The following is a 23,465-nucleotide window of genomic DNA, read 5'->3' as shown; positions in this document are numbered from 1 at the left end:
AGGGGGACTCTACTTACGTGTACTGTGATGACCTCGTAGGAGGACAATCAGTCGTCGCAGCAGACAGGGGTTCGGGTGAAGGTCAAGGACAGCGCCGCGGTGGTCGTCGGGGGCGCCTCGGGCATGGGGCGGGCGACCGCGGAACGGCTGGTAGAGCAGGGTGCACGAGTCGCCGTGCTGGACCTGCCGACGTCGGACGGAGCCACCGTGGCCAAGGAACTGGGCGCGTCGTTTCACCCTTGCAACGTGACTGACAGCGACGGCGTGGAGACCACGCTGGCGACTGCCATCGAAGACCTGGGAGCCTTGCATATCGCGGTCAACACGGCCGGGGGCGGGGTATCGGCGCGCACGCTGTCTAAGAGCGGGCCTCACTCCTTGGACGCCTTCCGGTCCGTGATCGAGCTCAACCTGATCGCCACCTTCAACCTGAACCGGTTACAGGCTTGGCACATGAGCCGCAACGAACCCGACGACGAGGAACGCGGCGTCATCGTCAACACTTCCTCGATTGCGGCGTTCGAAGGGCAGATCGGCCAGGTCGCTTATAGCGCCGCGAAGGCTGCGATCGCCGGCATGACGTTGACCATGGCGCGTGATCTCGGCAGCCTCGGCATCCGAGTCACCGCCGTCGCGCCGAGCCTGTTCGCGACCGGGATTACGTCGCGAATTCCGGAGAAAATGGCTGGCGAGCTGACCCGCGACGCGGCTTTCCCCCGTCGGATGGGCCGGCCCGATGAGTACGCCGCCCTGGCGCTGTCCATCGTCGAGAACCAGATGCTCAACGGATCGACCATCCGACTCGACGCCGGCCAACGGTTCGCGCCGAAGTAGCAGGCGACGATCGTGGATCTTGGGTTCGCCGATGCCACCGCGGTGATCGCGGGGGGCACTCGTGGCATCGGGCTGGCGACCGCAGTGTGCCTGGCCGAACAGGGCGCGCGGATCGGCGTCATCGGCAGAGACGACGCCCGGATGAAGGAGACCGCCATGACATTGGCGGACGCCGGCAGTCCGGACGTGCTGACGTTGACCGCGGATCTGAGTTCGGCCTCCGACGTCGACACCGTCTTTGCCACGGTTGGCGTGCGCTGGGGTGCGCTCAACGTGCTGGTCAATGCCGCCGGTCCGACGGGCGCCGGTCGCTTTGAGGACCTGGGCGACGCGCAGTGGACAGCGGCATTCGACCAGGGGGTGTTGTCCGCGGTGCGGTGTGTGCGTGCGGCCTTGCCGCTGCTGCGAGCCGCGGAATGGGCCCGGGTGGTGAACGTGACGGCGATGTCGGTGCAGCACCAGTCGGCGGGGTTGGTGAGCTACACCGCGGCCAAGAGCGCGCTACTCAGCGTGACCAAGAATCTCGCCCGCAGTCTCGCCGGCGATGCCATCTTGGTCAACGCCGTCGCCCCCGGTCCGATCCTCACCGATTGGGCGCGACCGGTGCTCGCCTCCGCCGGGATCGCGACGAATGACCCCGTGGGTGCCTTCGGACTGCTGGGGCGCGGTCACGGCATGTCAGTGGACCTCGGTCGGCTCGGGCTGCCTCACGAGGTTGCCGCGGTCATCGCGTTCTGCGCCTCACCAGACAACACCTTTATGACCGGCGCCCACCTCAACGTCGACGGTGGCAGCGACTTCCTCTGAGCCCCTTGCCTTCTCGTCACCGCCGTGGGCGGCTACGCGGAAACCCCAGGCGGTTCTCCACGATGAGGCTGCGCAGCACCTCGCTGGACCCGCCGTAGATCGTCGACGCAACGGCACTCCGATAGTGCGCGTCCAGGGCGCCGTCCACCGCGCTCTGCGGATCGGTCCAGTCGATCATGCCCGCGGCCCCCGCGATGTCGATTGCCGCGGCCGATGCGCGCACATAACTTTCCGGCCCGAACAACGCCGAGACCGGACCCGGCTTGTCGCCCTCCGCGTCGAGGAAGGCCACCCGCAGGTCCAGCAGCTCAGCCACCTCGGCTTCCATCGCCATCCGGGCCAGGCGTTCGCGGACCAAGATGTCGTCGATCAGCTCGGCGCCGTCGGGTCCGCGGTGCGTGCGGGCGAACTCCAGTGCATCGTCGGCGACCCACCCCGTCCGCGACCCAGGGGCAACATTCTGTTCGGCCTCGAGCGCAGCCCGCATCACCGCGAAGCCCTCGTGTGCCTCACCGACTCGGTTCGCATCGGCCACCCGCACATCGTTGTAGAACACGATATTGGTCCGCTCGTGCCCCATGGTGTGCACCGCCTGGATCTCGATACCGGGCGTATCCAGCGGCACAAGCAGCATCGTCAGGCCGCGCGGTCCCACCGATCCGGGCTGGGAACGGGTGAGCAGGAAGCAATAGTCGGCAAGATGGGCGAACGTCGTGAAGATCTTCTGCCCGTTGACAATCCACTCGTCGCCCTCGAGCTGAGAACGGGTCGCGCAGGCGAACACATCTGAGCCACCCGCGGGCTCCGTGTACCCCAGACAAATCAGGACCTCACCGGCGGCGACTCCTGGCAGGACCCGGGCTTTGAGTTCCGCCGAGCCGGCGGCACGGATCGCGTTGGCCGGCAGCATCGTCGTACCGGGGCCGGCGGTCGGCACCCCCCCTTTGCGCAATGCGTTCCACAGTGCGGCCGCCTCGAACGGATCCAGTCCGGCGCCGCCCTCGTCGACCGGCCACCCCGACGCGATCCAGCCACGCTCCCCCAACTTCCGGGTCAGCGCGCGATCGGCGCCGTCACCGGTCCGGCGCTCGTGCTCGATCACGTCACGGGTGACATGTTCGGCGGTGAATTCCTCTGCCTCGCGGCGGATCCGGGCCCAGTTCTCAGGTTCGCTGAAGTCCATCGAGTCACCGACCTTCGGTCGTCACGAGGCCGAACCGTCGGTCGGCGACAGTGAGCAGTTCGCGTCGCGGGTCGGCGAACGCCGCCGCCCAGGCTTTGGCCCTGCGGTAATACAGCTGGATGTCGTACTCCTCCATGAACCCGTATCCGCCGTGCACGTGCAGGCTGTGCGTCGTCGCGTGATAGGCCGTTTCGGCGGCGAACACGAACGCCATCGCCGCCAAGGCGCCAGCGTCGTCCTGCGCGGAATCCATTGCCCAACAGGCCTTACGGACCAGCAGCTGGGCACCATCCAATGCAGTGATCGCGTCGGCGAACGGATGCGCGACCGCTTGGTACATTCCGATCGGCTGGCCGAACGCCTCGCGCACGACCGCGTACCGGGAACCGATCCCCACCGCCTCGGAAGCCAACCCGACCAGCGCCGCCGCGCGCAGCACACGTACCTCGTCGAGCGCGGTGTCGAAGATCGCGCGCGCCTCGCTGCCTTCGGCGAGAACCGTGGCCGCACCCGGGACATCCCACCGGGCCAGCGATAGCCCGCCGAGGTTGCGGTGCGCGGTCCTGGACAGGCCGTCCGGCCGGTTCACATAGACCAGGGAGTCTCGGTCGAGAGCCAGCACGGCGTCAGCGATTGCCCCGTCGACTAACCACTGCTGCGTGGCCGAGCCGGGCCGGGTGGCCAGTGACACGATGACCGATCCGCTCAGCACCGGCCCCAGCAATTCCTTCTCACGCAGGCGACCCAGCACTCGCGCCGCGGCCGCGGTCTCGGCGACCGGGATGGGGGCTAGGCGTCGGCCGGCTTCCTCGGCCACCAATGCCAGTTCGAGGAGGCCGCCGTCCCCGCCCCCACAGTCCGAGGGCACTCCGATACCGAGCGCACCGACATCGGCATAGTGCCGCCAGAGCAACAGGTCGAAACCTGAGGGCTCTGCGCTACGCACCCGCTGTGGGGTGGCCTGTTTCCCGAACAAGGCCGCGAACGCATCGCGGACAGCCCGATGCTCCCGCGTCAGCGATAGATCCACCTATTCCTCCTCGCAATCGCAATGCCCTCGACATCGGCAACACGCGAGCGCCGCCACAGAAGGCACGTTACCCGCAAACGGATGGATGCACGACGAAAAAGTAAACGCATATCCTCTTTTAACGCACTCAATGCTAGAGTCAGTCGCACATCTGATTGTCCGCACTGTTGAGCAGCCGCCATTCCGCGATGCAGGTATGGCGAGGCACGAGGAGGATTTCAATGACGTCGCGATTGGGCTATCCGATCTTCGATGGTGATAACCACATGTACGAGACACGCGATGCGCTCACCAAGTTCCTGCCGCCGGAGTACCACGGCGCGATCAGGTACGTCGAAGTCGACGGACGCACCAAGATCGCGACCCTAGGACAGATCAGCGAGTACATCCCCAACCCGACTTTCGACAAGGTCGCCGCACCGGGAGCCCAGGAGGACTACTTCCACAACGGCAACCCCGAAGGCAAATCGCACCGCGAGATTCTGGGCAAAGCGATCGAGGCAACCCCCGCGATGCGTGAACCGGCGCCCCGGCTGGAGCTGCTCGACGAACAGGGCATCGACAAGTCGATGATGTACCCGACGCTGGCAAGCCTGGTGGAAGAACGTTTCCGTGAGCACCCCGAGGCGACGCACACGATCATTCACGCTCTGAACCAGTGGTTGCACGAGACCTGGCAATTCGACTACAAGGGCCGCATCTTCACCACGCCGATCATTACCTTGCCGATCGTGGAGAAGGCCATCGACGAACTGAACTGGGTGGTCGAGCGCGGTGCACGCGCCATCCTCATCCGGCCGGCGCCGGTACCCGGGTTGCACGGCCCGCGGTCATTCGCCCTCCCCGAATTCGACCCCTTCTGGAAGCGGGTCGTCGAGACCGGCGTGCTGGTCATCATGCACGCCTCCGACAGCGGGTATTCCCGATACGCCAACGACTGGGAGGGCTCCGGCGAGTTCCGGCCGTTCCAGCCGTCGCCGTTCCGCTCCTACTACAGCCTGGCCCGCAACCCGGCCGAGGATGCGGTCGCGGCGCTGGCCTGCCACGGACTGCTGACACGGTTTCCCGAGCTTCGGATCGGCATGGTGGAGAACGGGACTACCTGGCTGCCCCGGCTGCTGGAGAACCTCAGGGACACCCGCAAGAAGATGCCGCAGCTCTACAGCGAAGATCCCGTGGAGGCCATCCATCGCTGCATCTACTTCAATCCCTTCTGGGAGGAGAACGTGGCCGAACTCGCGAAGCTGGTGCCGATCGATCACCTGTTCTTCGGCTCGGACTACCCGCATCCAGAGGGCTTGGCCGATCCGCTCAGCTACCCCGACCGTCACCCGGAGCTGAGCGACGCCGAGGTCGCCATGGTGATGGGCGGCACCCTGTCGAACATGATGCGGGTAGACGCCTGAGATGTCGACTGACCACGGTGCGGGATCGGCCACCAAGCCACGCGAGGACGGCTCCGCTATGGAGTTCAATCCGTACTCCGACAGCTTCTTCGACGACCCCTATGAGACCTACCGTTGGATGCGCGACGAGGCGCCGGTGTACTACAGCGAGCGCTGGGATTTCTACGCGCTGACCCGTCACGAGGATGTCGTTGCCGCCCACCGCGATTGGGAGACGTTCAGCAGCTCCTACGGTGTCACTCTGGACGCACTGTCGATGCGACACCAGTTCGACACCAACATGCTGATCATCATGGATCCGCCCGAACATGAACGGCTGCGCAAGCTGGTACGCCAGGTGTTCACCAAGGCGGCTATCGCCAACCTGGAGCCACTGGTGACCGACGTCGTCACCTCCTACGTCCACGCCCTAAGTGGCAGAGATGATTTCGACATTGTGGCCGACTTCGCGGCGCTGTTCCCGGTCGAAATCATCTCCTCGATGCTCGGCGTCCCCCCTGGAGAGCGCCAGCAGATCCGGCTGTGGACCGACGGATTCCTGCACCGCGAGGAGAACAACCCCTTCGCCACTGAGAGCGGCGTGGCGGACTCGTTTGCGATGAACGATTACTTCCTGGCCCTGTCCAAGGAGAAGCGGCGCCAGCCCGACGACCTGATCATCAGCAGGTTGGTGACCGCGACCTACGAGGACGAGACCGGGGTGACGCACCGGCTCACCGACGAGGACATCGCCACGTTCGCGGTGCTGATAGCGGCGGCGGGCAGTGAAACGGTTACCAAGCTAATTGGCAACGGCACCATGGCTTTTCACCACAATCCCGATCAATGGGAATTGGTGCTCGCCGATCCCGGACTGATCCCCGGCGCGATCGAGGAGATGCTGCGCCTCAACCCGCCTTCGCAGTATCAGGGCCGGTTCGCCACCCGAGAGGTCGTGCTAGAAGGGGGCACCATCCCGGCTGGATCGCCCACCCTGCTGGTCACCGGCGCCGCGACGCGTGACCCGCGGGCCTACGATCGGCCCGACGCGTTCGACATCAAACGGGGAGGCTCTACCACCCTCGCTTTCGGATACGGCGCCCACAGCTGCCTGGGCTCCTGGCTGGCGCGACTCGAGACACGAGTCGCCTTGCACGCGATCCGCGAGCAGTGGCCGCGGTTCACGGTGGACACCGACGGTTTGCGGCGAGTGACGATGTCCAATGTGGCCGGCTATTCGCACATCCCGGTGCACGTCGGCTGATGGCCGCGGCGCAGACCGCGGCGGATGCATTCCCCGGGCTGCCGGGCAGCGTCCCCGAGCTGCTGGCACTGCGGCGCACCGAGCCTGACGGCGAGTTCCTGGTCACCGACTCCGAGCGGCTGAGTTTCGCCGAGGCCGACGCGCAGTCCAGGACACTGGCGGATGCGCTGTTGGCGTCGGGCGTGGGCAAGGGGACCCGCGTCGGCATCTTGTTCCCCAACTGCGCCCAGTGGCTCATCGCGTGGCTGGCCGCCGCACGCATCGGCGCGCTTACCGTCCCGTTGTCGACCTTCGCCCCGGGCGTCGAACTCGCCAGACTGCTGCGCCACACCGACACCCAGGTGCTCTTGATGGGCCCCTCGATTGCAGGCCACGATCTGGTCGCCCGAGTCGCCGATGCGCTACCGGGCTTGGCCGACGGCAACGCGGAGATCGCCCTCGAGGCTGTCCCCTACCTGCGGCGGGTGCATGTCTGGCCCGACTGCGACCGGGAGTGGACAACGCCGTGGCCGGGCAGCACTGGCCCCGTCGCGCCGCTGACCGGTCCGGCCGAACAGGAGGTCGGACCTGCCGACGAGCTCGTGCTGGTCACGACGTCGGGGACGACGGCGCTACCGAAATCTGTGGCACACACCCATGGCAGCCTGGTGCGCCACGCGGCCATCCTGGCCCGCCACCGCGGCGTCACCTCCGTCGATCGCATCTACTCCCCCATGCCATTTTTCTGGGTTGGCGGACTGACCATGGTTGTCCTGCAGGCACTCTCGACGGGAGCCGCGATCCTGGCCCAAGATGTTTTTGAACCCGGTGCCACACTGGCGCTGCTCGAAAGGGAGCGGGCCACCTTCATCTCGTGCTGGGCGCAGGCCAGTCAGGCCATGGCCGATCACCCCGACTTCGCCAAGCGCGACCTGTCCAGCGTCCGGGGCGGCACCATGCTGCAGGCGCTGCCGCCCGAACAGCGGCCCAGCGAACCCGAGCTGACCCCTAACCTGCTCGGCATGACCGAGACCGGCGGCCCGCACACCATGGTCGAGGTGCCCGACACCCCGCTGCCGCAGACACGGCGCGGCTCCTTCGGGATCCCGTTGCCCGGGCTGGTGCAGCACCGGATCGTGGACACCGCAGGCGTTCAGCTGCCGCCCGGGCAGGAGGGGCAGATCCAGGTCCGCGGCCAGATCCTGATGAGCGGGATCTACAAGCAGGAACGCCACGAGGTGTTCACCGACGACGGTTGGTATGACAGCGGGGACCGTGGATGGTTCGACGACGCCGGGCATCTGCACTTCACCGGTCGCGCCAGTACCCTGATCAAAACCGCGGGGTCCAATGTCTCACCGGCAGAGGTCGAATCGGTCCTGGACGCCATGCCCGGCGTGCTGCACAGCTTCGTCGTCGCCCTGCCCCATCCAGTTCGCGGCGAGGTCGTCGGAGCCGCCGTCGTGCCCACGCACAGCGCCCAGTTATCCACCGACGCCGTCGCCGCGCATGCCCGCGCCAACCTCTCGGGGTTCAAGGTGCCGACGGTGATCGCGATCCTCGCCGAGAGCGAGCTACCGATGTTGCCCACCGGCAAACTCGACCGCCAGGGCCTTGTCGGGCTGTTGGGTGGTGGGTCAGTTTGAAAGTCAGTTTCGCGCGCGAACACCCGCGGTGGCTCCGGCGGATTCTGCCAACCGGCCAGCAAACGACTGGAGGGCAGTTACCCATCGATAGCTGGGTCTGTATGGGCATACGTTCCATCTATGTCGCTGCGGCGGTCGGCGTGGCCATCGCCGTCTTGCTCGTCGCCCTGGTCGTGCTGACGGCGGCGTCGTCTGCTCACGCTGACACTGGCATCAATGGTTACGTTCAATGCCTAGGGGGCGACGCGAAGCCCCCGCCGCCGGGGGTAAGTGCTGAAGATTGGTTTCCCAGCATTCATGTCATCGCAACGGATCTCAATTCTGGCGTGCCCCCGGACCAAGTAGCTCTGAGGTTAGTGAATATGGGAGTCAAGCCGAACGATGCCGTTGCCCGAGTCCAGTGTTTTATAGCCAACCAACCGCAAGGAGAAGGGCATTGACGCGGTCAAGAAAGCCGCTATCGACGCCAAGATCGACGACCTGACAGACCGCCCTTCAAACCGCCCTTGCGGCCTATGGCCACAGCTGCCGGACTTTACCGTTTGCGGGCAGGCATGTGCGCACCGTGGCGCAGTGCGCTTTCGCCCTCACTAGCCTGTCGGCATGGGCGTCGCCGACATGCCCGGCTGGCATCGATCGACCGAGCCCGTCAGCCTGCCAACGACAGCTGGCGGGCACTCACCACCCGCAACGCCACCCGGCTAGTGAGTCCTCGCCGCTAGGTCCGGCGGCGTCGACCCTGGCTGGGCCCCAACGGATTCGGGTCAGCCGCGGCGCCGTCTTGCCGCGTTAAATCTTGCGGTTCTCGGACTTGATCATCCAAGCGAGCTTCTCCAGCGAGTCGACGATCTCGTGGAGCAGATCGCTCGTGCTGAGGTCGTCGGCGTCGACGGCGTCATGCACGTTATGGATGGTGTCGACCGTGTGGTCTCCCGGGTAAATCGGGAAGGCGCGAGCGCGGCACGCCGGCCATCCCTACGCAGGCATCAGCCGGCGGCCAGTCCCGGCAGCAGAATGGCAACCAATCCGTCGGCGTGAGCCCGAATCCAGTTGGGGCTGTTGGGATCCCGCCCGGTGAGAAGGCGGACTTCGGGCGCATTGACGTAGGGCAACGATGCCGCGCCAATGAGCACGTAGTACAGGATTTCGTTGTCGATAGGTGCAGCAATGCCAGCCTTGCGAAGTACCTGCCAGGCCGGTCGGATCCCGTCGAAGAAAGGCTTTACGTGCGTTTCGGTCATCCACTTCAACCGGTCGGTCTCCGCGGTGCCCTCATGCACCATGATCTGGTTGAGCTCCGGGTGCTCGGCGGCAAATGCCACGAATCGACGTATCCCTTCGGCGAACGCCGCAGCCAGCGCCGACACGTCGACGCCGGTGAGCGCCGCGGGTAGGACGCCGTCGAATGCCTCCCGCAGCAGCCCGAAGAGGTGATCCACCGCGGCCATCCACAGCGCGGTTTTCGACTCGAAGTGGTAGTTGATCTGCGGCTGATGCGCCTGCACGCGCAGCGCGATGGCACGTGTCGACGCTCCGTCGAAGCCCTTGGCTCCGAACTCGACCAGTGCCGACTCCAGCAAGTCCCGCCGGATGTCGGTCCTGGCCCGACGCAGGCGCACCTTGGTCGGCATTGGGGTCTTGCGTTCCATGGTTCGAAGTGTATACCGTTATTATCAATCGATAATAACGGTATGGAAGGTTAATTCGATGAGCACTGCCCCTGAGACCACGAACCAGTACCGAGTTGGCACATCGGCACGTCTGTTGCCGCTATCGAAAGATCCGTTCCAGGCGCCGACGGATCGCGACATGTTGCCCTCGGAGCGGCGGCTATTCGTTCAGACCCACCGGACCTGTGTATTCGGTTACGGCCGGCGATCGGACGGCCCGGCGATGTCGATCGTCTACTACGTACCAGACGACAACGGCGACCTGCTGGTGGCGACCATGGCCGAGCGAGCCAAGGCCAAAGCAGTGGCCCGAAACGGCAAAGTCAGCCTCTGTGTACTCGACGAGACCTGGCCGTTCGCCTACCTCCAGGTCTACTGCGAGGCCGTGATCGACGACGACGAGGAAACCCTCGTCGACGTGATGATGGCAGTGGCTGAACGCATGTCGGGTGACCCAGTGCCAGCGGAGATGCGCCCCGCGGTCAAAGCTGTCGCAGAGCAGGAAGGCCGGGTGCTGGTGCGCTGCCGGCCCTACGCGACGTTCGTGACGCCGCCGCGACACTTGCACAGCAACAACCAGCAGGAACTGACCCACTGGGTCTCGGCGTCAATGCCCTGGGACGCTCCCGACCCGGTGACCAATTCCTAACCCGATGACCATTCAAGACGACCAGGCCGGCCAAGACTGCACACGCCCGGAGTTCAGCGGGCCAACGACGCTGAGCGCGGCGGGGCATCGACTGATTGCCACGTATCGGCGAACAGGAGCGGACGTACCGTTCGGCGACCCTGTGCCTTGGCACGGTGGCGAGATGGAGGGCTGGTTTTGGCGGCTCACCGATTCTGCGTCCGGTCGCGTCGTTGTGGCGCTGTGCAGCGTGAACCAGCATCCAGACGGAGACTGGGCCACCGTCGCGGTCGGCTTGCACCCGGGTGGAATCCTGCGGACCGCCGTTCTGGACGGGGCGCGTGCCGCGCAGTCACGATTCGCGTTGAGCGCCGGGACTACCCCACTTAACGCGGTTACTGCAGACGTCGATCGGCTCCGTATCGACCTTGATGACACCCGCCTCGAGCTGAGATTCGCCAATTCGTACGCGTGGCCGAAGGCCTTCGCTGGCGGTGGGCTCATCTCATCGATCCCGTGGCTCAACCAGTACTGGCATCCCTACCGCCTCGGCGGCACAGCTACCGGGACCGTCGAATGCGGCGGCGAACACTGGTCGTTTGACGCCGCCACACTCTATGCGGAGAAGAACTGGGGCCCGGGCTTCCCTGAACGCTGGTGGTGGGGCCAGGCACACGATTTCGGTGGCGCCGACGTGTCGGTGGCGTTCACCGGGGGCCTTGTGCAACTCGGGCCGATCCGCCGAGATGCCGGATTGGTGGTCGTGCGGCTCGGTGACCGCGTGATCCGCATCGCGCCACCGGCCCAGGTGCGCGCGCAAGTCGGCTCCGGCCGCTGGACCGTACGAGCCAAGTCGCTGCGGTACCAGATCGATCTCGACGGCGACGGCACAGGGCTCGAACCGCACGACCTTCCCGTGCCACTCCCCGCCGAGCGACGCAACGTCGGCGCCGCCGTCGAACACCTGGCTGGCCGCCTTCATTGTGTCGTGCGCGAGTTCGGCCGAGTGGTGTTCGAGGGCACCTCCGGACTGGCAGGGCTGGAAGTGGGGAGCTTGCCAGCTCATTCGTGAGTGAGTCCTGGCTGGGAGCGGCGCCGCTACGAGTGTGCTGAGTTGGTCCCACCCAGTCCGGGCATCGACAGCATCGCCGGCACGCAGGCTCACTGTCCGCGCCCCGCGGCCTTCATCCGTTCGAGGTTGGCCATCACGACGGTTTTCCCGTCGGTCGCGGCCAGCGCCCGGGTGTGGCCGAGATGATGCATGTCGAAGCATGACGCGATCGCGGTCGAGAAGCCCATGGTGTCCAGGGTGTGGTTGACCGCCCGCTTGGCCATGCGCAGCGCCCAGGGATCGGTTTGCGCGACGCGGTGGGCGAGATCCATTGTGGCCGAATGCAAGTCGTCCAGCGGTACGACGTGGTTGACCATCCCGGCGCGCAGTGCCTCCTCGGCGCTCACCGAACTGGCGGTGAACAGCATCTCCTTGGCCTTGCGGGGCCCGAGTTCCCAAGTGTGAGCGTGGTATTCGACGCCCATGATGCCCATCAGTCCGACCGGGTCGGAGAACTGCGCGTTGTCCGCGGCGACGATGAGGTCGCACGGCCAGCACAGCATCAACCCGGCCGCAATGCACTTGCCCTGCACCGCGGCGACGGACGGCTTGGGGATGTCGCGCCAGCGTTTCGCGTACTCGAGGTAGCCGCGGGTCTCCCAGTCGTAGTAGGTGTCCGCGAGCAGCTTGCCGTCGGAGCGTTGCGGACTAAGGCTGCGCCCGTCGGCCGACGGATCGGTGCCCGACATGTCGTGCCCGGCGGAGAAGTGCTTACCGGTGGTCTGCAGAACGATGACCCGGACCTCGGAGTCTTCGTCGGCGCGCCGCCAGGCGTCATCGAGATCTTTGAGGATGCCCGGGGTTTGGGCGTTGGCGGCGTCGGGGCGGTCCAGGGTGATGACCGCGACCCGATCGTCGACGTCGTAACGGACGAAGTGTTGAGCTGTCATGGCTGCATTCCTTTCGGTGGGGTCCTTATGACGCTTTCCTGCGCGAAGGACGCCACGTGTGATCCGGTCTGGGTGTACACGTCTCCGGTGGCGAAGCCGCGGCCGCCGACCAATCGCACGCCGTGGATCTGCACCCGCAGCCACTGCGCGACGTCGAACGGCTGGTGAAACCACACCGAATGCGTCACGACGCCGGTCTGGACGCTGACGTGGGCGTCGCGCTGGCTGACCCCGGGCACCGCTTTGAGCAGGGTGCCGATCAGTGGCCAGTCCGAGATGTAGGCGATGACCGGTTGGGCCAGCGCGGTATCGGTGAAGTCCGGGCAGCGCATCCAGAACCCCAGGCTCGCGGGCGCGGCATCCTCGACATCCAGACCGTCGCCGATCAAGCGGGCTTCGCCCGGGATCACTGCGAAGTCAATGGGTTTGGCGTCCATCGGATCACCGGCAGCGGCGGCGCTGTACTGATAGTCGTATCCGTCGTCGGCGCGGTCGACGAGGATTGACGCGGTCGCGATCACCCGGCGGGCGGACTCCTGGCCCTGCCACGCCACAGCGCGCCGATACCCCAGCGAGCGCCCGGCGTGGGTTTGCTCCAGGTCCAGGTACAGCGGGTCAGTGGCGCGTCCGGCGCGAGGGAACGCGATTTGCAGTGACTTCACCGCTTTGGCCGATCCCGGCGGTGCGGCGGCTGCGATGAGCTGAGCCATGATTTGTCCGCCGAAGATCCGCTCGACGCTCGGGTCCGGGACGGGCAGCACCGTGCGGCCCTCGGTGTCGTCACTCAGGGTGAGCATGGCGCGAAATTGATCGAGGTTCATCCCAGCCTCTCTGCCGTGTTCGCCGTTGCGACCAGCTCGAACTTCTTGACCTTTCCCGACGGTGTCATCGGCAAAGCGTCCACGAAATGCCATGCGACGGGGGTCTTTTGGCGTGCCAGTCCGGTGGCGTGCAGGTGACGGGACAGGTCGTCGACGGATGCCTGGCCCGGCTGGTCGAACACGATGAACGCCACCGGCACCTCACCGAATCTGGCGTCGGGTCCGGGTACTACGGCCGCGTGACGCACTGCGGGGTGCGTGAGGAGCAGGTCTTCGATGTCGCGGGCAGAGAACTTCTCGCCGCCGCGGTTGATCACGTCCTTGACCCGCCCGGTGATGGTGACGTAGCCGGCACCATCGACGAGGCCGACATCCCCAGTGGAGAACCAGCCCGCGTCGTCGAGGGCAGCCCGGTTGGCCGCAGGGTCGAGGTAGCCCAGCATCTGCTCGGGTCCGCGCACCAACAGCTCGCCTGCGCAGCCCGCGGCCAGCGGCTCGCCATCCGTCCCGACGACCCGGACCTGCACCCCAGGGGCGATGGCGCCATCGGTCTCCGCGCGCAGGTCGAATGGATAAGCGCGGTTCATCACCGTCACCGTCGGAAGCTCGGTCATCCCGTAGACCCGCGCGGCCGGAATTCCCTGCTCTTCGCTGCGTTCCATGACCGCGCGCGGCACCGCCGCCCCGCCGCAGGCGAACATCCGCAACGGCAGGTGCACGCGGGCGGCGCGGGCGGCGTCTGTCAATTCCTGCAGGAGTACCGTCGCCCCGGCCGAATAGGTCACCCGGTGACGCATGATGTCGGCGACTGCCACATCGGCTTCCCATCGGTCGGCCAGCACCGCGGAGGCGCCGACCTGCAGCGGGATGGTCATCGCGTTGAGCACGCCGGTGATGTGCTGCAACGGGGCGGCCATGTAGGCGACGTCCTCCCAGGACAGGCCCCACGCATCGGCCAGCTGGCGGGTTTCGGCGAGCAAGGTGCGCGACGAGTGCACTGCGGCCTTGGCACCCGACGTGGTCCCGGAAGTGAAGAGGATCAGGCAAGGATCATCGGCCCCGACGGCGGCGGATTCTTGGCGCCGACCGTGCGAGACGACCACGTCGAACGGCGACCAGCCCGGCCGGGTTCCGCGCAGCAGGACGCGGGCAGCGTCGCCGAGACCGGCCCCGGCGAGCAGGTCGTCGAACGCCTCGGCGTGGGCGAAGCCGCGAAACGTCTCGGCGGTTACCACCGCGGCCGGCCGTACCTGCTCGATGACCTGGCGCAGCTCGTGTTCCCGGTAGAACGGGGCGATCGGGCAGCTCACCGCGCCGGCATGCCAGACCGCCAGGCCCAGCACGTGGGCTTCCCACCAGTTCGGGGTCTGCCAGCAGACCACGTCACCGGGGCCGATACCGGCTCCGGCCAGCCACGCGGCGGCGCGTTCGACTACCTCGAGCAGCTCCTGATAGGTCAGCTGATGGCCGCCTTCGATGACGGCCGGCTGCGAGCCCCACTGACGGGCAGCGCGGACGACCGACGCCGACATCGTCTGGTCGCTGATGTAGCCGAAGCGTCGGTATTCCGCGAGGCGGTCCGGGGCAACCGGCGGCGCGACGATATCGGTCGCCGTCAGTCGAGTTCGGTTCATCCTCATCCGCCCATGCTCATCCCGCCGTCGACGGTCAGGACCGCCCCGGTGACATAGGAGGCGAGGTCGTCGAGCAGGAACGCGACAGCGTGCGCCAGCTCCTCGGGACGACCCCAGCGCCCGACCGGGATCATCGACGTCACCGCATCCCGGTCGGTGTACACCAGCTCGGCCGACATGTCGGTGTCGAAGCTGCCGGGGATCACGCAGTTCACGGTGATGCCCTTGCGCGCGACGGCGCGAGCGCAGGATCTGGTGAGGCCGACGATGCCGCCCTTGGCGGCGCCGTACGCGACCTGCACCGGACTGCCCAGCAGCGCCGTGACCGAGCCGATGTTGACCACCCGCCCGAAATGCTGCTGGGTCATGTGCGCCAGAGCAGCCTGGCTGAGGAAGAACACCGACGACAGGTTCACCGCGACCTGTCGGTTCCAGTCCTCGGGGCTGACCTCGCTGAGCCGTTGCTCGTTGACCATCCCGGCGTTGTTGACCAGATAATCCAGCCGCCCATGCCGCTCGAGAACCTCGGCGACCAGGCTCTGACAGGAAGCCGGCTCGCCGACATCCGCCTGATGCAGGGTGACGGTGGCCCCACACCGCGCAGCGTCGTCGTGCACCGCGTGCGCGGCGGCGGCATCGCGGGCGTACGCGGCGGCCACCGTGACACCGGAGTGCGCTAGCCGGTCGGTGATGGCACGACCTATACCCCGGGTTCCGCCCGTCACCAATGCGACACGGCCCATTACGGGGTCCTCGCGTTCTTGGCTACCACTCGTGCGCTCAGCCGCTCCAGCAGGACGCGATGCTCCTCGGCGTCAAAACACTCGCTTTCCGCGCGGGCACAGTGCGGCAGGATCGCGGCGACCCGATCTATATGCGAGTTCAGCAGCTGGCGCGCCTGCCGGACGGCCTGCGGCGGGAGCGCGCTGAGGCGCTCAGCCAGCTGCAGCGCCTCCTCCAACACGTCGGATGCGGGAACTGCGCGGTTCGCCAGCCCCAGGCGGTGGGCTTCGATGCCGCTGACCCGGTCTCCCAGGAGTAGATGTTCCTTGGCGGCGGACAGGCTGGTCAGCAGCGGCCAGAGCACCAACCCGCCGGCGCCGTCGAGCAGTCCCAGCGAGACCCGCGGGTCGCTGAGGAAGGTGTCTTCGGCCATCACGACCAGGTCGCACAGCAGCGCTACCGTGACGCCGGCCCCGACCGCGGCGCCATTGACGGCGGCGACGGTCGGAAACGGCAAGCGCGTCATGACCCAGAACAGCTCCTGATGGGCGGCGAGCACGGTCTCGCGCATACGGCGGTCCTCGCGCATCGCGCGGATGGTCTCGAAGTCCCCGCCGGCGCTGAACGCGGCGCCCTGGCCGGTCAGCACCATCGCGTGCACATCAGGGTCGTCACGCAGCGCAACGACCGCCGCAAGCAGGGCATCGGTGATCTCGCCGTCCATGGCGTTGGCCTTCTCGGGCCGGGCCAAGGTCACCCGCGCCACCGACTCGAGACGGTCGACGACGACGGCCGGATGCGCATCCGTGCAGGACGGATCGCCGCCGCTCACAGATCTACCAGCCGGGGGATCATCCCCGCCGAAATCAAATGGGCACCGATCACCGTGGGCAGTTCGCGGGCCGAACCCAGCACCGAATCCAGCACCAGCACGCGGGCCAAGAAGCGGTGGAAGGGATGCTCGGCGGTGAAGCCGATGCCGGCCAGCACCTGCTGACACTGGGTGGCGGCGATTCGCGCCGCACGTCCCGCCAACGATTTCGCCAGCAGGCCCGCCAACACGGCATCATCGGCGTCCCAGGCCAGTGCGAGGGCGGCGACGGCGCCCTCGCGGGCGACGTGTGCGTCGGCCAGCCGAGTGCGAACCGCTTGAAAGGAGCCGATGGGCCGGCCGAATTGCACTCGGCTGCAGGCATGGTCGACGGCAAGGTCGATCATCTGCCCGACGGCTCCGATGATCTGGTATCCGAGTGCGAGCCGGCCTGCCGTCGCCACCGCATCCCAGGCCGCAACGGCCTGCTTGCCGGCCAGGATCACGTCGGGCAGCACGTCGAGGCCGGTGACTTCCATCATCGCCAATGCCGGATCAAGACCATCGATCCGCCGCGTCGAGATACCCGAGGACTCCTGCAGGTCAATCCAGACCAGCTCACCGCGGATCGCGACCGGTGCCAGATACCTTGGGGCCGGGCGCGCCCCGATGACCAGGCCGCGCACCGCCAGCGGCTCGCCGTCGGTCGCGCCGACCAGGTCGGCATCGATGCCGGGCAGCACGACATTGCAATCTGTTGTCGACATCGGCAGGTATTCGCCCAGTGGCTGCAGCAGCACATCCTGCAGCGACGTCGACATCGATCCGGCTCGCCCGAGCGCGGTGAACAGCGCCGACACCGCATCGCGGGGCGCCTCGGCGAGCAGGTCGGCGAACCCAAACGCATCGAGCGCCTGTGCAAGCTCGGTCCCGTCGAGCTCCTCGGCCAGTCCGCGCAGCGTCGTCGCCATCAGCGTCCGCTCCGCGGCGTCGATGGTGTGGGCTTCAGTCACGCGCTTCTCGGCAATCCAAGCAGCCGCGACGCCACGATGTCTTTCTGAATTTCACTGGTGCCCCCGTAGATGGTGGCCGCACGCGAGTACGCCCACTCGCGGCGCCACGCCCGGCTGCGCGCGGTGTCACTGGTTTCTATTTCGCCTCCCAGCAGATCGCGCGCCACGTCGAACACGGCCTGGTCGGCGGCGGCAATCATGATCTTGTCCACCGAGGCCTCAGCACCGGGCAGATCACCGGCAGCGATGCGGTCCTGGGTGCTCTTCGAGGTGGCGCGGAAGGCCCACAGCAGTTGATAGGCCTCGCCGAGTGCCGACGCGGACGCGCCGTCGTGTGCGGTGTCAAGGAGCAGACCGAGATGGTAGGCGAGCCAGGCGCCGCGCTGCCAGAAGATCGGGCCGCGTTCGCACGACAAGATGAACTGTGCGACCCGCCAGCCGGCGTCGAGCTCTCCGAGCAGGCGCTCCGCGGGAACCTCGACGCCGATGAACGACGTCGAGCAGAATTCGTCGACGCCGGCCATCGTTTCCAGTGGGCTCGCGGTCACCCCCGGTGTGTCCATGTCCACCAGAAAGGCGCTGATGCCGCGCGACCCGGCGTCGCCGGTGCGGGCCAGCACGATAGACCGGGTGGCATGGTGAGCCCAGCTGGTCCACAATTTCTCGCCGTTGATCACCCAGCCGTCACTGCGGGGGCGCGCGGTAGTCCGCATCGATCCCAGGTCGCTGCCCGCCTCGGGCTCGGAGAAGCCCTGGCACCAGAATTCCTCGCCGCGCAATAGCAGCGGAAAGATCTCCTCGACCAGTTCGGGTCGACCGAACTCGGCCACCGCGGGCCCGAGCACCTCATGCATCGACCAGGACGTGGTGTGCACCAGCGCTCGGCTAGTGAGCTCCTCGCCGAGGACGGCGCGCAGGATAGGCGAGCCGCCTAGGCCACCGATCCGCGTCGGCCATCCCCAGCGCATCCAGCCGGCGTCGAACAGCAGCCGCTGAACTCGTCGTTGGTGGTTCAGCTGGGCCTCGACACTTTGGTCCTCGACCCCAGGGACCAACGACTCGCCAACCTGGTGGATCCAGCCCCGAACTCCGGCGCGAAAATCGCGCACCTCCACAACAACCCCCCGTTCTCAGGACTCGATGAACCCAGAGGCGACATAGGCCTGACGGATCGGCGGCTTGAGGTCGTCGGGGAACGCAGTCTGCGGCGGCCGGGCGGGATGGTCGCCGATGGGGAGGCCGAGCAACGAGGCGCCGAATTTGAACCCGGCTCCCCAGTGCGTGAACATTCCGGGACGGGCGGGATGGGACTGATAGCGGCGGCTCGCCTCGCGCATCGCGGTCAAACCGGTGTCGGCCGCGAATGTGTCGGCGCGCTCAAAATCGCCTTGCACCAGCAGCGCTCGCCATTCGCTGAACAGCAGCGCGCCCGTCTTCTCGTAGAGATAGAGCGCCGAACCGAGCGCTCCCGGGTGGGGTATCCCTAGCCGTATCCCGGCCTCGTCGGCCGCTTCCCACAGCACCATTTCCGGGGCCAGCTGATGGATCGCGAGGCTGTGCTGCGCGTCGAGCAGCCCGTTTTTCAGCCCGCACAATGCGGGAATCTCACGGTAGAGCTCGACGCATTCCTCGGGAGTCAATATCAGCCCGGTCGAGTGAGAGTTGAAGAAGCCCAGCGGCATGTCGGTGCGATCGGCGACATAGCGCAGGTATTCCAGCACTCCGGGCTTGCCCGAGCACTCGAAATAGGGCGTCAGGATGTAGCAGATGTCGGCGCCCAGCTCTTGGGCGTTCAGCGTGAGCTCGACGGCCTGCTTGGCGGTGTCGGTGCTCGACATCACCTGCACCAGCGCGCCGGGTTTGACTCGTCGAGCCTCCTCGATCGCGACCCGGACTACTTCTTTGAGTTCGTCGGTGGTCAGTGACCAGAATTCGGCGATACCCCCGGTCAGCCAGATACCGTCCTGGTCCAGGTCGACCAGGCAGTGCCGCACCAACGCGCGCAGTGCCCCGTAGTCGATTTCGTCGCCGTCGAGACCGCAGAATGGCGTGTAGAGCGAACTGCAATTGCCCCACAGGTGTTCCGACGCCCAGTCCTTCGCCTCTTTGCCGGTGACACCTGTGACCACAACCGACTCCTTCTGCACTTTTGCCCGACGCGAGTTTCTCGGGCCAGGTGATGACTACCACGTACGCGTCATGGTAGAACCATATGTGCATTGCGTGCAAGGAACAAGTGCACAGTAGATGCACCATGATCCGCGTATTTCGATACGGCCGCAGACGGCAAGCATGAGGAGTTTGATGTCGCAGAGCATGGAGGGCCGGGTCGCCGTGATCGCCGGCTCATCGAGGGGCGTCGGCCGAGCCACTGCGATCCGCCTCGCGCAGGAGGGCGCGAAGGTAGTGCTGTTGGCCCGCCGCAAACTACTGCTCGACGAGGTCGTGGAGGTCGCCGGGCCAAACGCCATCCCGATCGTCACCGATGTCACGAGCAGCCACGATGTTCACGCCGCCTTCGATCAGATCGCGGCGCAGTTCGGCCGCATCGACGTCCTGATCAACTCCGCAGGTGCCAGCCGGATTCGGCTGATCGAAGAAGCCAGCGACGAGGACATCGCCGTCACGGTCAACACCAACCTGATAGCTCCCATCTACACCACGCGCGCAGCCATCCCGCTGCTGCGCGCGGCCGGCGGCGGCGACGTCATGAACATCTCGTCGGAGATCACCCTCGACGACATGCCGATGATGACCCTTTATGCCGCCACCAAGCGTGGCCTCAACGCTTTTACCGGAGCAATGAGCAAGGAGCTGCGACGAGAGGGCATCCGGGTGACCCTGGTCATCCTCGGCGCGGTTGGAGATACCGGCATCGACGAGAACTTCGGCCCGGGCGACATCGAAAGGGCCTGGCCGTTGTGGGAAGCCGACGGCTACCTGACCCGAATGAGTGGCACCCACTTTCTCACCTCGGCCGCCGTCGCTGACGTGCTGCACGACGTCATCACCCGGCCCCGTGAAGTGATGATGGACGTGATCCACGTCCGCCCGGCGAGCAGCTGACCACCGCCACCGCGACGGGCCAATCCCGGACCGGAAACTGAAGCAGCACAAGGAGACAAAGTGATTCGACCGATGGACGGCGTCCGAGTGCTGGAGGTGGCACAGTTCACCTTCGTCCCGTCCGCGGGTGCGGTCCTAGCCGACTGGGGCGCGGACGTCATCAAGGTCGAACACGCCGAAACCGGCGACGCCCAGCGCGGCCTGAGCTCCGTGATGGGCATGGCGGTCGGCAGTGGTTCCTTTGCCCCGTTGATGGAACACCCCAATCGGGGCAAGCGCAGCATCGGCCTGGCGCTGGAGCAGCCCGGGGCGCTGCAGGTCCTGCACGAACTAATCCGCACCAGCGATGTGTTCCTGACGAACTTCCTGCCCGCCGCGCGACGGCGGCTGGGCATCGAACTCGATGATGTCCGCAAGATCAACCCGGACATCATCTACGTCCGCGGGTCCGGTTTCGGTGCCGCCGGCCCCGACAGCGAGAAAGGCGGCTACGACAGCACCGCCTTCTGGGCTCAGGCCGGTGGCGCGGTAGGGGCCACGCCGGCGGAGTTCGATGGCCTGCCCAAGATGCCTGCCGGCGCCTACGGTGACTCGCTCGGCGGCATGACCATCGCCGGAGGCATCGCGGCGGCGCTCCTAGCGCGCGAACGCACCGGCGAAACGTCGGTGGTCGACGTCTCCCTGCTCGGCGTGGGTGCCTGGGCCAGCGCTCTCTCCGTCGGTTTGGCGCTTCTCGAGGGCGGCCCACCGGCGCCGCGCGCGCCCGGTAACACGGCGCCGACGAACCCGCTGGTGGGCAACTACCGAACCGCCGACAACCGTTGGCTCGTCCTGGCGATGCTCCAACCCGGGCGCTATTGGCCTGAGTTCTGTCGGCACATCGACCGCGAGGACCTCATCGATGATGAGCGATTCGCTAGCGCCGAGGCACTCATGGGCAATACGCCGGCTGCGGCCGAGATCGTGCAGGAGGTCCTCGGCGCGCGGACCCTCGCCGAATGGGTCACCCGGTTCGCCGGTATGGAGGGCCAATGGGCCATCGCGCAGGATCCGTGGGAAGTGGGCCAGGACGCGGCGTTGCGGGCCAACGGAATGATCGCCGAGGTGCTCGACTGCGAGGGCAATGCTCGGGAACTGGTCGCCAACCCGGTCCAGTTCGATGAAAAGCCGGTGCAGCTCACGCGGGCCCCACAGTTCGCCGAACACACCGACGACATCCTGCGCGCCCTCGGCAAGTCGGACGACGAACTAATCGACCTCAAAATCAGTGGTGCGGTGACCTGAAGAAAAGCCGCCGCGGTTGTCAGGTCGCGGTGCGCAGGATGGCCGCCGAGCAGAAGGCCCAGAGGTCATCGACACTGGTCGACCGCCCACCGGACAACACCGCGGAGTGCGACGTCGCCAGCAGTAGTTCCTGCAGCAGCGCGGCCTGGGTGGCTAGCGGGACGTCATCCCGGAGCAGGCCTGCCTCGGCAACCGCTTCGAGCAACTCGACGATGAACGAGTGCAGGGGTTCCAGGGCGTGAGCGAGGTCATTGGGGCGGGATTCGGCGAGCCGCAGGTGCAGCACACTGAGGCCGCGCGCCAGTCGGGCCGGCATCGCGGTGATTTCGGACAGTGCCTCCATCAGCGTCCGCAGCCGCAGCACGGGATCCGTGATGCCCTCACACCGCTCCCGCATCATCGGCATCGCCGTAGTCCGCAGGATCGTCTCGTACACCGCCAACAGCAGGCTGTCTTTGCCGTCGAAGAAGGTGTAGAACGTCCGCTGCGACATGTTCGATTTGTCGACGACATCCTGGATGGTGAAGTCGCTTTCGTCGCGCTCCCCGAGGAGTTCTATCGCCGCCGAGACGAAGCGGTCGCTTCGGGCCTGGGCACGCGCGCGGGCGTTGCGCAGTGACCGGTCGACACTGTCCCTTTGCCAGCCCGGCACATGCGGCTCCGCGGGCTGATGATTCTTCTTCGCCTTCAGCTCAGTTGACCGCGCCATGACGCTCCGCTCTCTCAAGGTCGACTTCGGCCAGGAAATCACCGATGACTCCCCTGACCGTATCCGGGCACTTCTGGTGGGCCGAATGCGCCGCGCCAGCGATCTCGACAAACCGCGCCCGTGGATTGACTTGCGCGAACCGCCGACCCTGTTGCTGACGAGTCGATTCGTCCCGCTCGCCTGCCATCAACAGAATCGGGCACGCGACGCTGGCCAGCGTGTCCTCGGTCAATTCGGGCCAAGCCACGCTGTCCTCGTGCATCGCCGTGACCAGGTCACGCCAGTGCTCTGGCCCATGGGTGGCCTCGTGCAGGCGTCGCAGCGCGAAGGGCCAACTCCGGTACAGATGCTCCAGCCGCGGAGCGCGGTAGTCGATGGGGCGCCCCGTCCCGGGAGAAATGAGGACCAAAGATCGCGCTGTTCCCGGATTGTCTAGCTCCAGCGTCAGCGCAATCTCCGCGCCGTAGGAAAAACCCACCACATGCGGGCGACCCAGGTCCAGGTACTCGATGAGATAGCGCAGGTCCGCGCGGACCACGTCCCCCGTCGTCGCCGTCGGCCGGAATTCCGATCGGCCATGGCCGCGCAGATCGGGCAGGATGCAGCGATAGCCCGGCCCGAGGGCGGCGGCCAGGCCAGCCCATTCGAACTCGCCGGTGGCGGTCGCACCATGGACGAACAGAATCGGCTGAGGTCCGTCGCCGACCACTGCATAGGCCAACGTCAACCCGTCGTGTTGATAGGTGAAGGGGCGAGACATGCCCAACTGCTCAGTCATGCACGCCCCGCAACAACGTGGTTCTCGTTCACTGGCAGACCACAGGTCCATGCGGCGACAGACGACGTGGTTTGAGCCTTCATTCGTCTCCCTCATGCCCTCGGCTAGCGTCCACTCAATTCTTGCATTGCGCCCATCATGTTCTACCAGTGCGAAACGCTGAGCTGCCGTCTGACGAGGTTAACACGCTAAAGCTAAG

23 protein-coding genes and 1 pseudogene are annotated in these 23,465 nt (G+C 66.5%); 10 read left to right on the top strand and 14 right to left on the bottom strand.

Annotation, left to right across the window (positions count from 1 at the left end; genetic code table 11):
- The first annotated feature begins 75 nt into the window (after positions 1–75).
- Positions 76–834 carry an SDR family NAD(P)-dependent oxidoreductase gene (locus tag MNAB215_RS15780; protein ID WP_077079672.1) on the top strand — a complete coding sequence of 253 codons (759 nt, stop codon included), beginning with the start codon at positions 76–78 and terminating at the stop codon, positions 832–834.
- 12 nt (positions 835–846) lie between these two features.
- Positions 847–1,641: an SDR family NAD(P)-dependent oxidoreductase gene (locus tag MNAB215_RS15775; RefSeq protein WP_077079671.1), complete on the top strand. Its 795-nt coding sequence runs from the start codon at positions 847–849 to the stop codon at positions 1,639–1,641.
- 16 nt (positions 1,642–1,657) lie between these two features.
- Here MNAB215_RS15775 and MNAB215_RS15770 read toward each other — a convergent pair whose 3' ends face one another.
- Positions 1,658–2,824, bottom strand: a complete 1,167-nt coding sequence (locus MNAB215_RS15770) for an acyl-CoA dehydrogenase family protein (protein WP_077079670.1) — start codon at positions 2,822–2,824, stop codon at positions 1,658–1,660.
- A gap of 4 nt (positions 2,825–2,828) precedes the next feature.
- On the bottom strand, positions 2,829–3,854 hold the full coding sequence (locus MNAB215_RS15765) for an acyl-CoA dehydrogenase family protein (protein ID WP_077079669.1): 1,026 nt from the start codon (positions 3,852–3,854) through the stop codon (positions 2,829–2,831).
- Positions 3,855–4,075: 221 nt separating this feature from the next.
- Between MNAB215_RS15765 and MNAB215_RS15760 the strand changes: the two genes are divergently transcribed.
- From MNAB215_RS15760 to MNAB215_RS30700, 4 genes are all read left to right on the top strand, one after another.
- A complete protein-coding gene (locus MNAB215_RS15760) occupies positions 4,076–5,260 on the top strand; it encodes an amidohydrolase family protein (protein WP_077079668.1) in 1,185 nt (394 codons plus the stop codon).
- A 1-nt stretch (position 5,261) separates the two neighbouring features.
- Complete coding sequence (locus tag MNAB215_RS15755) at positions 5,262–6,503, top strand: cytochrome P450 (protein ID WP_077079667.1); 1,242 nt, start codon at positions 5,262–5,264, stop codon at positions 6,501–6,503.
- Positions 6,503–8,128, top strand: a complete 1,626-nt coding sequence (locus MNAB215_RS15750) for a class I adenylate-forming enzyme family protein (protein ID WP_077079666.1) — start codon at positions 6,503–6,505, stop codon at positions 8,126–8,128. The genes MNAB215_RS15755 and MNAB215_RS15750 overlap by 1 nt, the downstream gene beginning before the upstream one ends.
- A gap of 107 nt (positions 8,129–8,235) precedes the next feature.
- Positions 8,236–8,568 (top strand): hypothetical protein, encoded by a 333-nt coding sequence (locus MNAB215_RS30700; protein WP_077082056.1) that lies wholly within the window; start codon positions 8,236–8,238, stop codon positions 8,566–8,568.
- A 349-nt stretch (positions 8,569–8,917) separates the two neighbouring features.
- On the opposite strand, the pseudogene MNAB215_RS15740 reads toward MNAB215_RS30700, so the two are convergent.
- A pseudogene (locus MNAB215_RS15740) lies at positions 8,918–9,052 on the bottom strand (DNA starvation/stationary phase protection protein); the annotation flags it as partial.
- A 62-nt stretch (positions 9,053–9,114) separates the two neighbouring features.
- On the bottom strand, positions 9,115–9,777 hold the full coding sequence (locus tag MNAB215_RS15735) for a TetR/AcrR family transcriptional regulator (RefSeq protein ID WP_077079665.1): 663 nt from the start codon (positions 9,775–9,777) through the stop codon (positions 9,115–9,117).
- A 58-nt stretch (positions 9,778–9,835) separates the two neighbouring features.
- Here MNAB215_RS15735 and MNAB215_RS15730 point away from each other — a divergent pair, with 58 nt between their 5' ends.
- Positions 9,836–10,447 carry a pyridoxamine 5'-phosphate oxidase family protein gene (locus MNAB215_RS15730; protein ID WP_083743421.1) on the top strand — a complete coding sequence of 204 codons (612 nt, stop codon included), beginning with the start codon at positions 9,836–9,838 and terminating at the stop codon, positions 10,445–10,447.
- A 4-nt stretch (positions 10,448–10,451) separates the two neighbouring features.
- Entirely contained in the window at positions 10,452–11,498 is a 1,047-nt protein-coding gene (locus MNAB215_RS15725) for a tocopherol cyclase family protein (RefSeq protein WP_083746131.1), read from the top strand.
- Between the two features lie 89 nt (positions 11,499–11,587).
- Here MNAB215_RS15725 and MNAB215_RS15720 read toward each other — a convergent pair whose 3' ends face one another.
- The 8 genes from MNAB215_RS15720 to MNAB215_RS15685 are packed head-to-tail and all read right to left on the bottom strand — an operon-like array spanning position 11,588 to position 19,558.
- Positions 11,588–12,427, bottom strand: a complete 840-nt coding sequence (locus MNAB215_RS15720; protein ID WP_077079664.1) for an enoyl-CoA hydratase — start codon at positions 12,425–12,427, stop codon at positions 11,588–11,590.
- The gene (locus tag MNAB215_RS15715) at positions 12,424–13,224 is read right to left on the bottom strand and encodes an acyl-CoA thioesterase (RefSeq protein WP_165691578.1); all 801 of its coding nucleotides are present in this window, start codon (positions 13,222–13,224) and stop codon (positions 12,424–12,426) included. Before MNAB215_RS15715 ends, MNAB215_RS15720 begins: the two co-directional genes overlap by 4 nt.
- 20 nt (positions 13,225–13,244) lie before the next feature.
- Positions 13,245–14,888, bottom strand: coding sequence for an AMP-binding protein (locus MNAB215_RS15710; protein WP_245830329.1), 1,644 nt, complete (start codon positions 14,886–14,888; stop codon positions 13,245–13,247).
- Positions 14,885–15,625 carry an SDR family NAD(P)-dependent oxidoreductase gene (locus MNAB215_RS15705; RefSeq protein ID WP_077079661.1) on the bottom strand — a complete coding sequence of 247 codons (741 nt, stop codon included), beginning with the start codon at positions 15,623–15,625 and terminating at the stop codon, positions 14,885–14,887. The genes MNAB215_RS15710 and MNAB215_RS15705 overlap by 4 nt, the downstream gene beginning before the upstream one ends.
- Complete coding sequence (locus tag MNAB215_RS15700; protein ID WP_077079660.1) at positions 15,625–16,437, bottom strand: enoyl-CoA hydratase/isomerase family protein; 813 nt, start codon at positions 16,435–16,437, stop codon at positions 15,625–15,627. Before MNAB215_RS15700 ends, MNAB215_RS15705 begins: the two co-directional genes overlap by 1 nt.
- On the bottom strand, positions 16,434–17,429 hold the full coding sequence (locus MNAB215_RS15695) for an acyl-CoA dehydrogenase family protein (RefSeq protein ID WP_245830328.1): 996 nt from the start codon (positions 17,427–17,429) through the stop codon (positions 16,434–16,436). Before MNAB215_RS15695 ends, MNAB215_RS15700 begins: the two co-directional genes overlap by 4 nt.
- A complete protein-coding gene (locus MNAB215_RS15690) occupies positions 17,426–18,544 on the bottom strand; it encodes an acyl-CoA dehydrogenase family protein (RefSeq protein WP_077079659.1) in 1,119 nt (372 codons plus the stop codon). The genes MNAB215_RS15695 and MNAB215_RS15690 overlap by 4 nt, the downstream gene beginning before the upstream one ends.
- Positions 18,545–18,559: 15 nt before the next feature.
- The gene (locus MNAB215_RS15685; protein WP_245830327.1) at positions 18,560–19,558 is read right to left on the bottom strand and encodes a dihydrodipicolinate synthase family protein; all 999 of its coding nucleotides are present in this window, start codon (positions 19,556–19,558) and stop codon (positions 18,560–18,562) included.
- A 175-nt stretch (positions 19,559–19,733) separates the two neighbouring features.
- Here MNAB215_RS15685 and MNAB215_RS15680 point away from each other — a divergent pair, with 175 nt between their 5' ends.
- The gene (locus MNAB215_RS15680) at positions 19,734–20,495 is read left to right on the top strand and encodes an SDR family oxidoreductase (protein WP_077079657.1); all 762 of its coding nucleotides are present in this window, start codon (positions 19,734–19,736) and stop codon (positions 20,493–20,495) included.
- A 72-nt stretch (positions 20,496–20,567) separates the two neighbouring features.
- Positions 20,568–21,779 carry a CaiB/BaiF CoA transferase family protein gene (locus MNAB215_RS15675; RefSeq protein ID WP_083746130.1) on the top strand — a complete coding sequence of 404 codons (1,212 nt, stop codon included), beginning with the start codon at positions 20,568–20,570 and terminating at the stop codon, positions 21,777–21,779.
- Positions 21,780–21,798: 19 nt separating this feature from the next.
- On the opposite strand, the gene MNAB215_RS15670 is transcribed toward MNAB215_RS15675, so the two are convergent.
- Positions 21,799–22,488 carry a TetR/AcrR family transcriptional regulator gene (locus MNAB215_RS15670; RefSeq protein WP_077079655.1) on the bottom strand — a complete coding sequence of 230 codons (690 nt, stop codon included), beginning with the start codon at positions 22,486–22,488 and terminating at the stop codon, positions 21,799–21,801.
- Positions 22,472–23,266: an alpha/beta fold hydrolase gene (locus MNAB215_RS15665; protein ID WP_077079654.1), complete on the bottom strand. Its 795-nt coding sequence runs from the start codon at positions 23,264–23,266 to the stop codon at positions 22,472–22,474. The genes MNAB215_RS15670 and MNAB215_RS15665 overlap by 17 nt, the downstream gene beginning before the upstream one ends.
- Between the last annotated feature and the right edge of the window lie 199 nt (positions 23,267–23,465).

This window comes from Mycobacterium numidiamassiliense (genome assembly GCF_900157365.1).
Classification (GTDB): Bacteria; Actinomycetota; Actinomycetes; order Mycobacteriales; family Mycobacteriaceae; genus Mycobacterium; species Mycobacterium numidiamassiliense.
Note: the sequence above shows the minus strand (reverse complement) of the source record. Positions and strands in the feature narration are given on the sequence as shown.

Coding starts and splice junctions, on each gene's coding strand:
- MNAB215_RS15675 (WP_083746130.1), top strand. CDS start 20,568: ATGGACGGCGTCCGAGTGCTGGAGGTGGCACAGTTCACCTTCGTCCCG.
- MNAB215_RS15755 (WP_077079667.1), top strand. CDS start 5,262: ATGTCGACTGACCACGGTGCGGGATCGGCCACCAAGCCACGCGAGGAC.
- MNAB215_RS15760 (WP_077079668.1), top strand. CDS start 4,076: ATGACGTCGCGATTGGGCTATCCGATCTTCGATGGTGATAACCACATG.
- MNAB215_RS15720 (WP_077079664.1), bottom strand. CDS start 12,427: ATGACAGCTCAACACTTCGTCCGTTACGACGTCGACGATCGGGTCGCG.
- MNAB215_RS15665 (WP_077079654.1), bottom strand. CDS start 23,266: ATGACTGAGCAGTTGGGCATGTCTCGCCCCTTCACCTATCAACACGAC.
- MNAB215_RS15735 (WP_077079665.1), bottom strand. CDS start 9,777: ATGGAACGCAAGACCCCAATGCCGACCAAGGTGCGCCTGCGTCGGGCC.
- MNAB215_RS15770 (WP_077079670.1), bottom strand. CDS start 2,824: ATGGACTTCAGCGAACCTGAGAACTGGGCCCGGATCCGCCGCGAGGCA.
- MNAB215_RS15715 (WP_165691578.1), bottom strand. CDS start 13,224: ATGCTCACCCTGAGTGACGACACCGAGGGCCGCACGGTGCTGCCCGTC.
- MNAB215_RS15725 (WP_083746131.1), top strand. CDS start 10,452: ATGACCATTCAAGACGACCAGGCCGGCCAAGACTGCACACGCCCGGAG.
- MNAB215_RS15710 (WP_245830329.1), bottom strand. CDS start 14,888: ATGAGGATGAACCGAACTCGACTGACGGCGACCGATATCGTCGCGCCG.
- MNAB215_RS15705 (WP_077079661.1), bottom strand. CDS start 15,625: ATGGGCCGTGTCGCATTGGTGACGGGCGGAACCCGGGGTATAGGTCGT.
- MNAB215_RS15750 (WP_077079666.1), top strand. CDS start 6,503: ATGGCCGCGGCGCAGACCGCGGCGGATGCATTCCCCGGGCTGCCGGGC.
- MNAB215_RS15670 (WP_077079655.1), bottom strand. CDS start 22,488: ATGGCGCGGTCAACTGAGCTGAAGGCGAAGAAGAATCATCAGCCCGCG.
- MNAB215_RS15730 (WP_083743421.1), top strand. CDS start 9,836: ATGAGCACTGCCCCTGAGACCACGAACCAGTACCGAGTTGGCACATCG.
- MNAB215_RS15680 (WP_077079657.1), top strand. CDS start 19,734: ATGTCGCAGAGCATGGAGGGCCGGGTCGCCGTGATCGCCGGCTCATCG.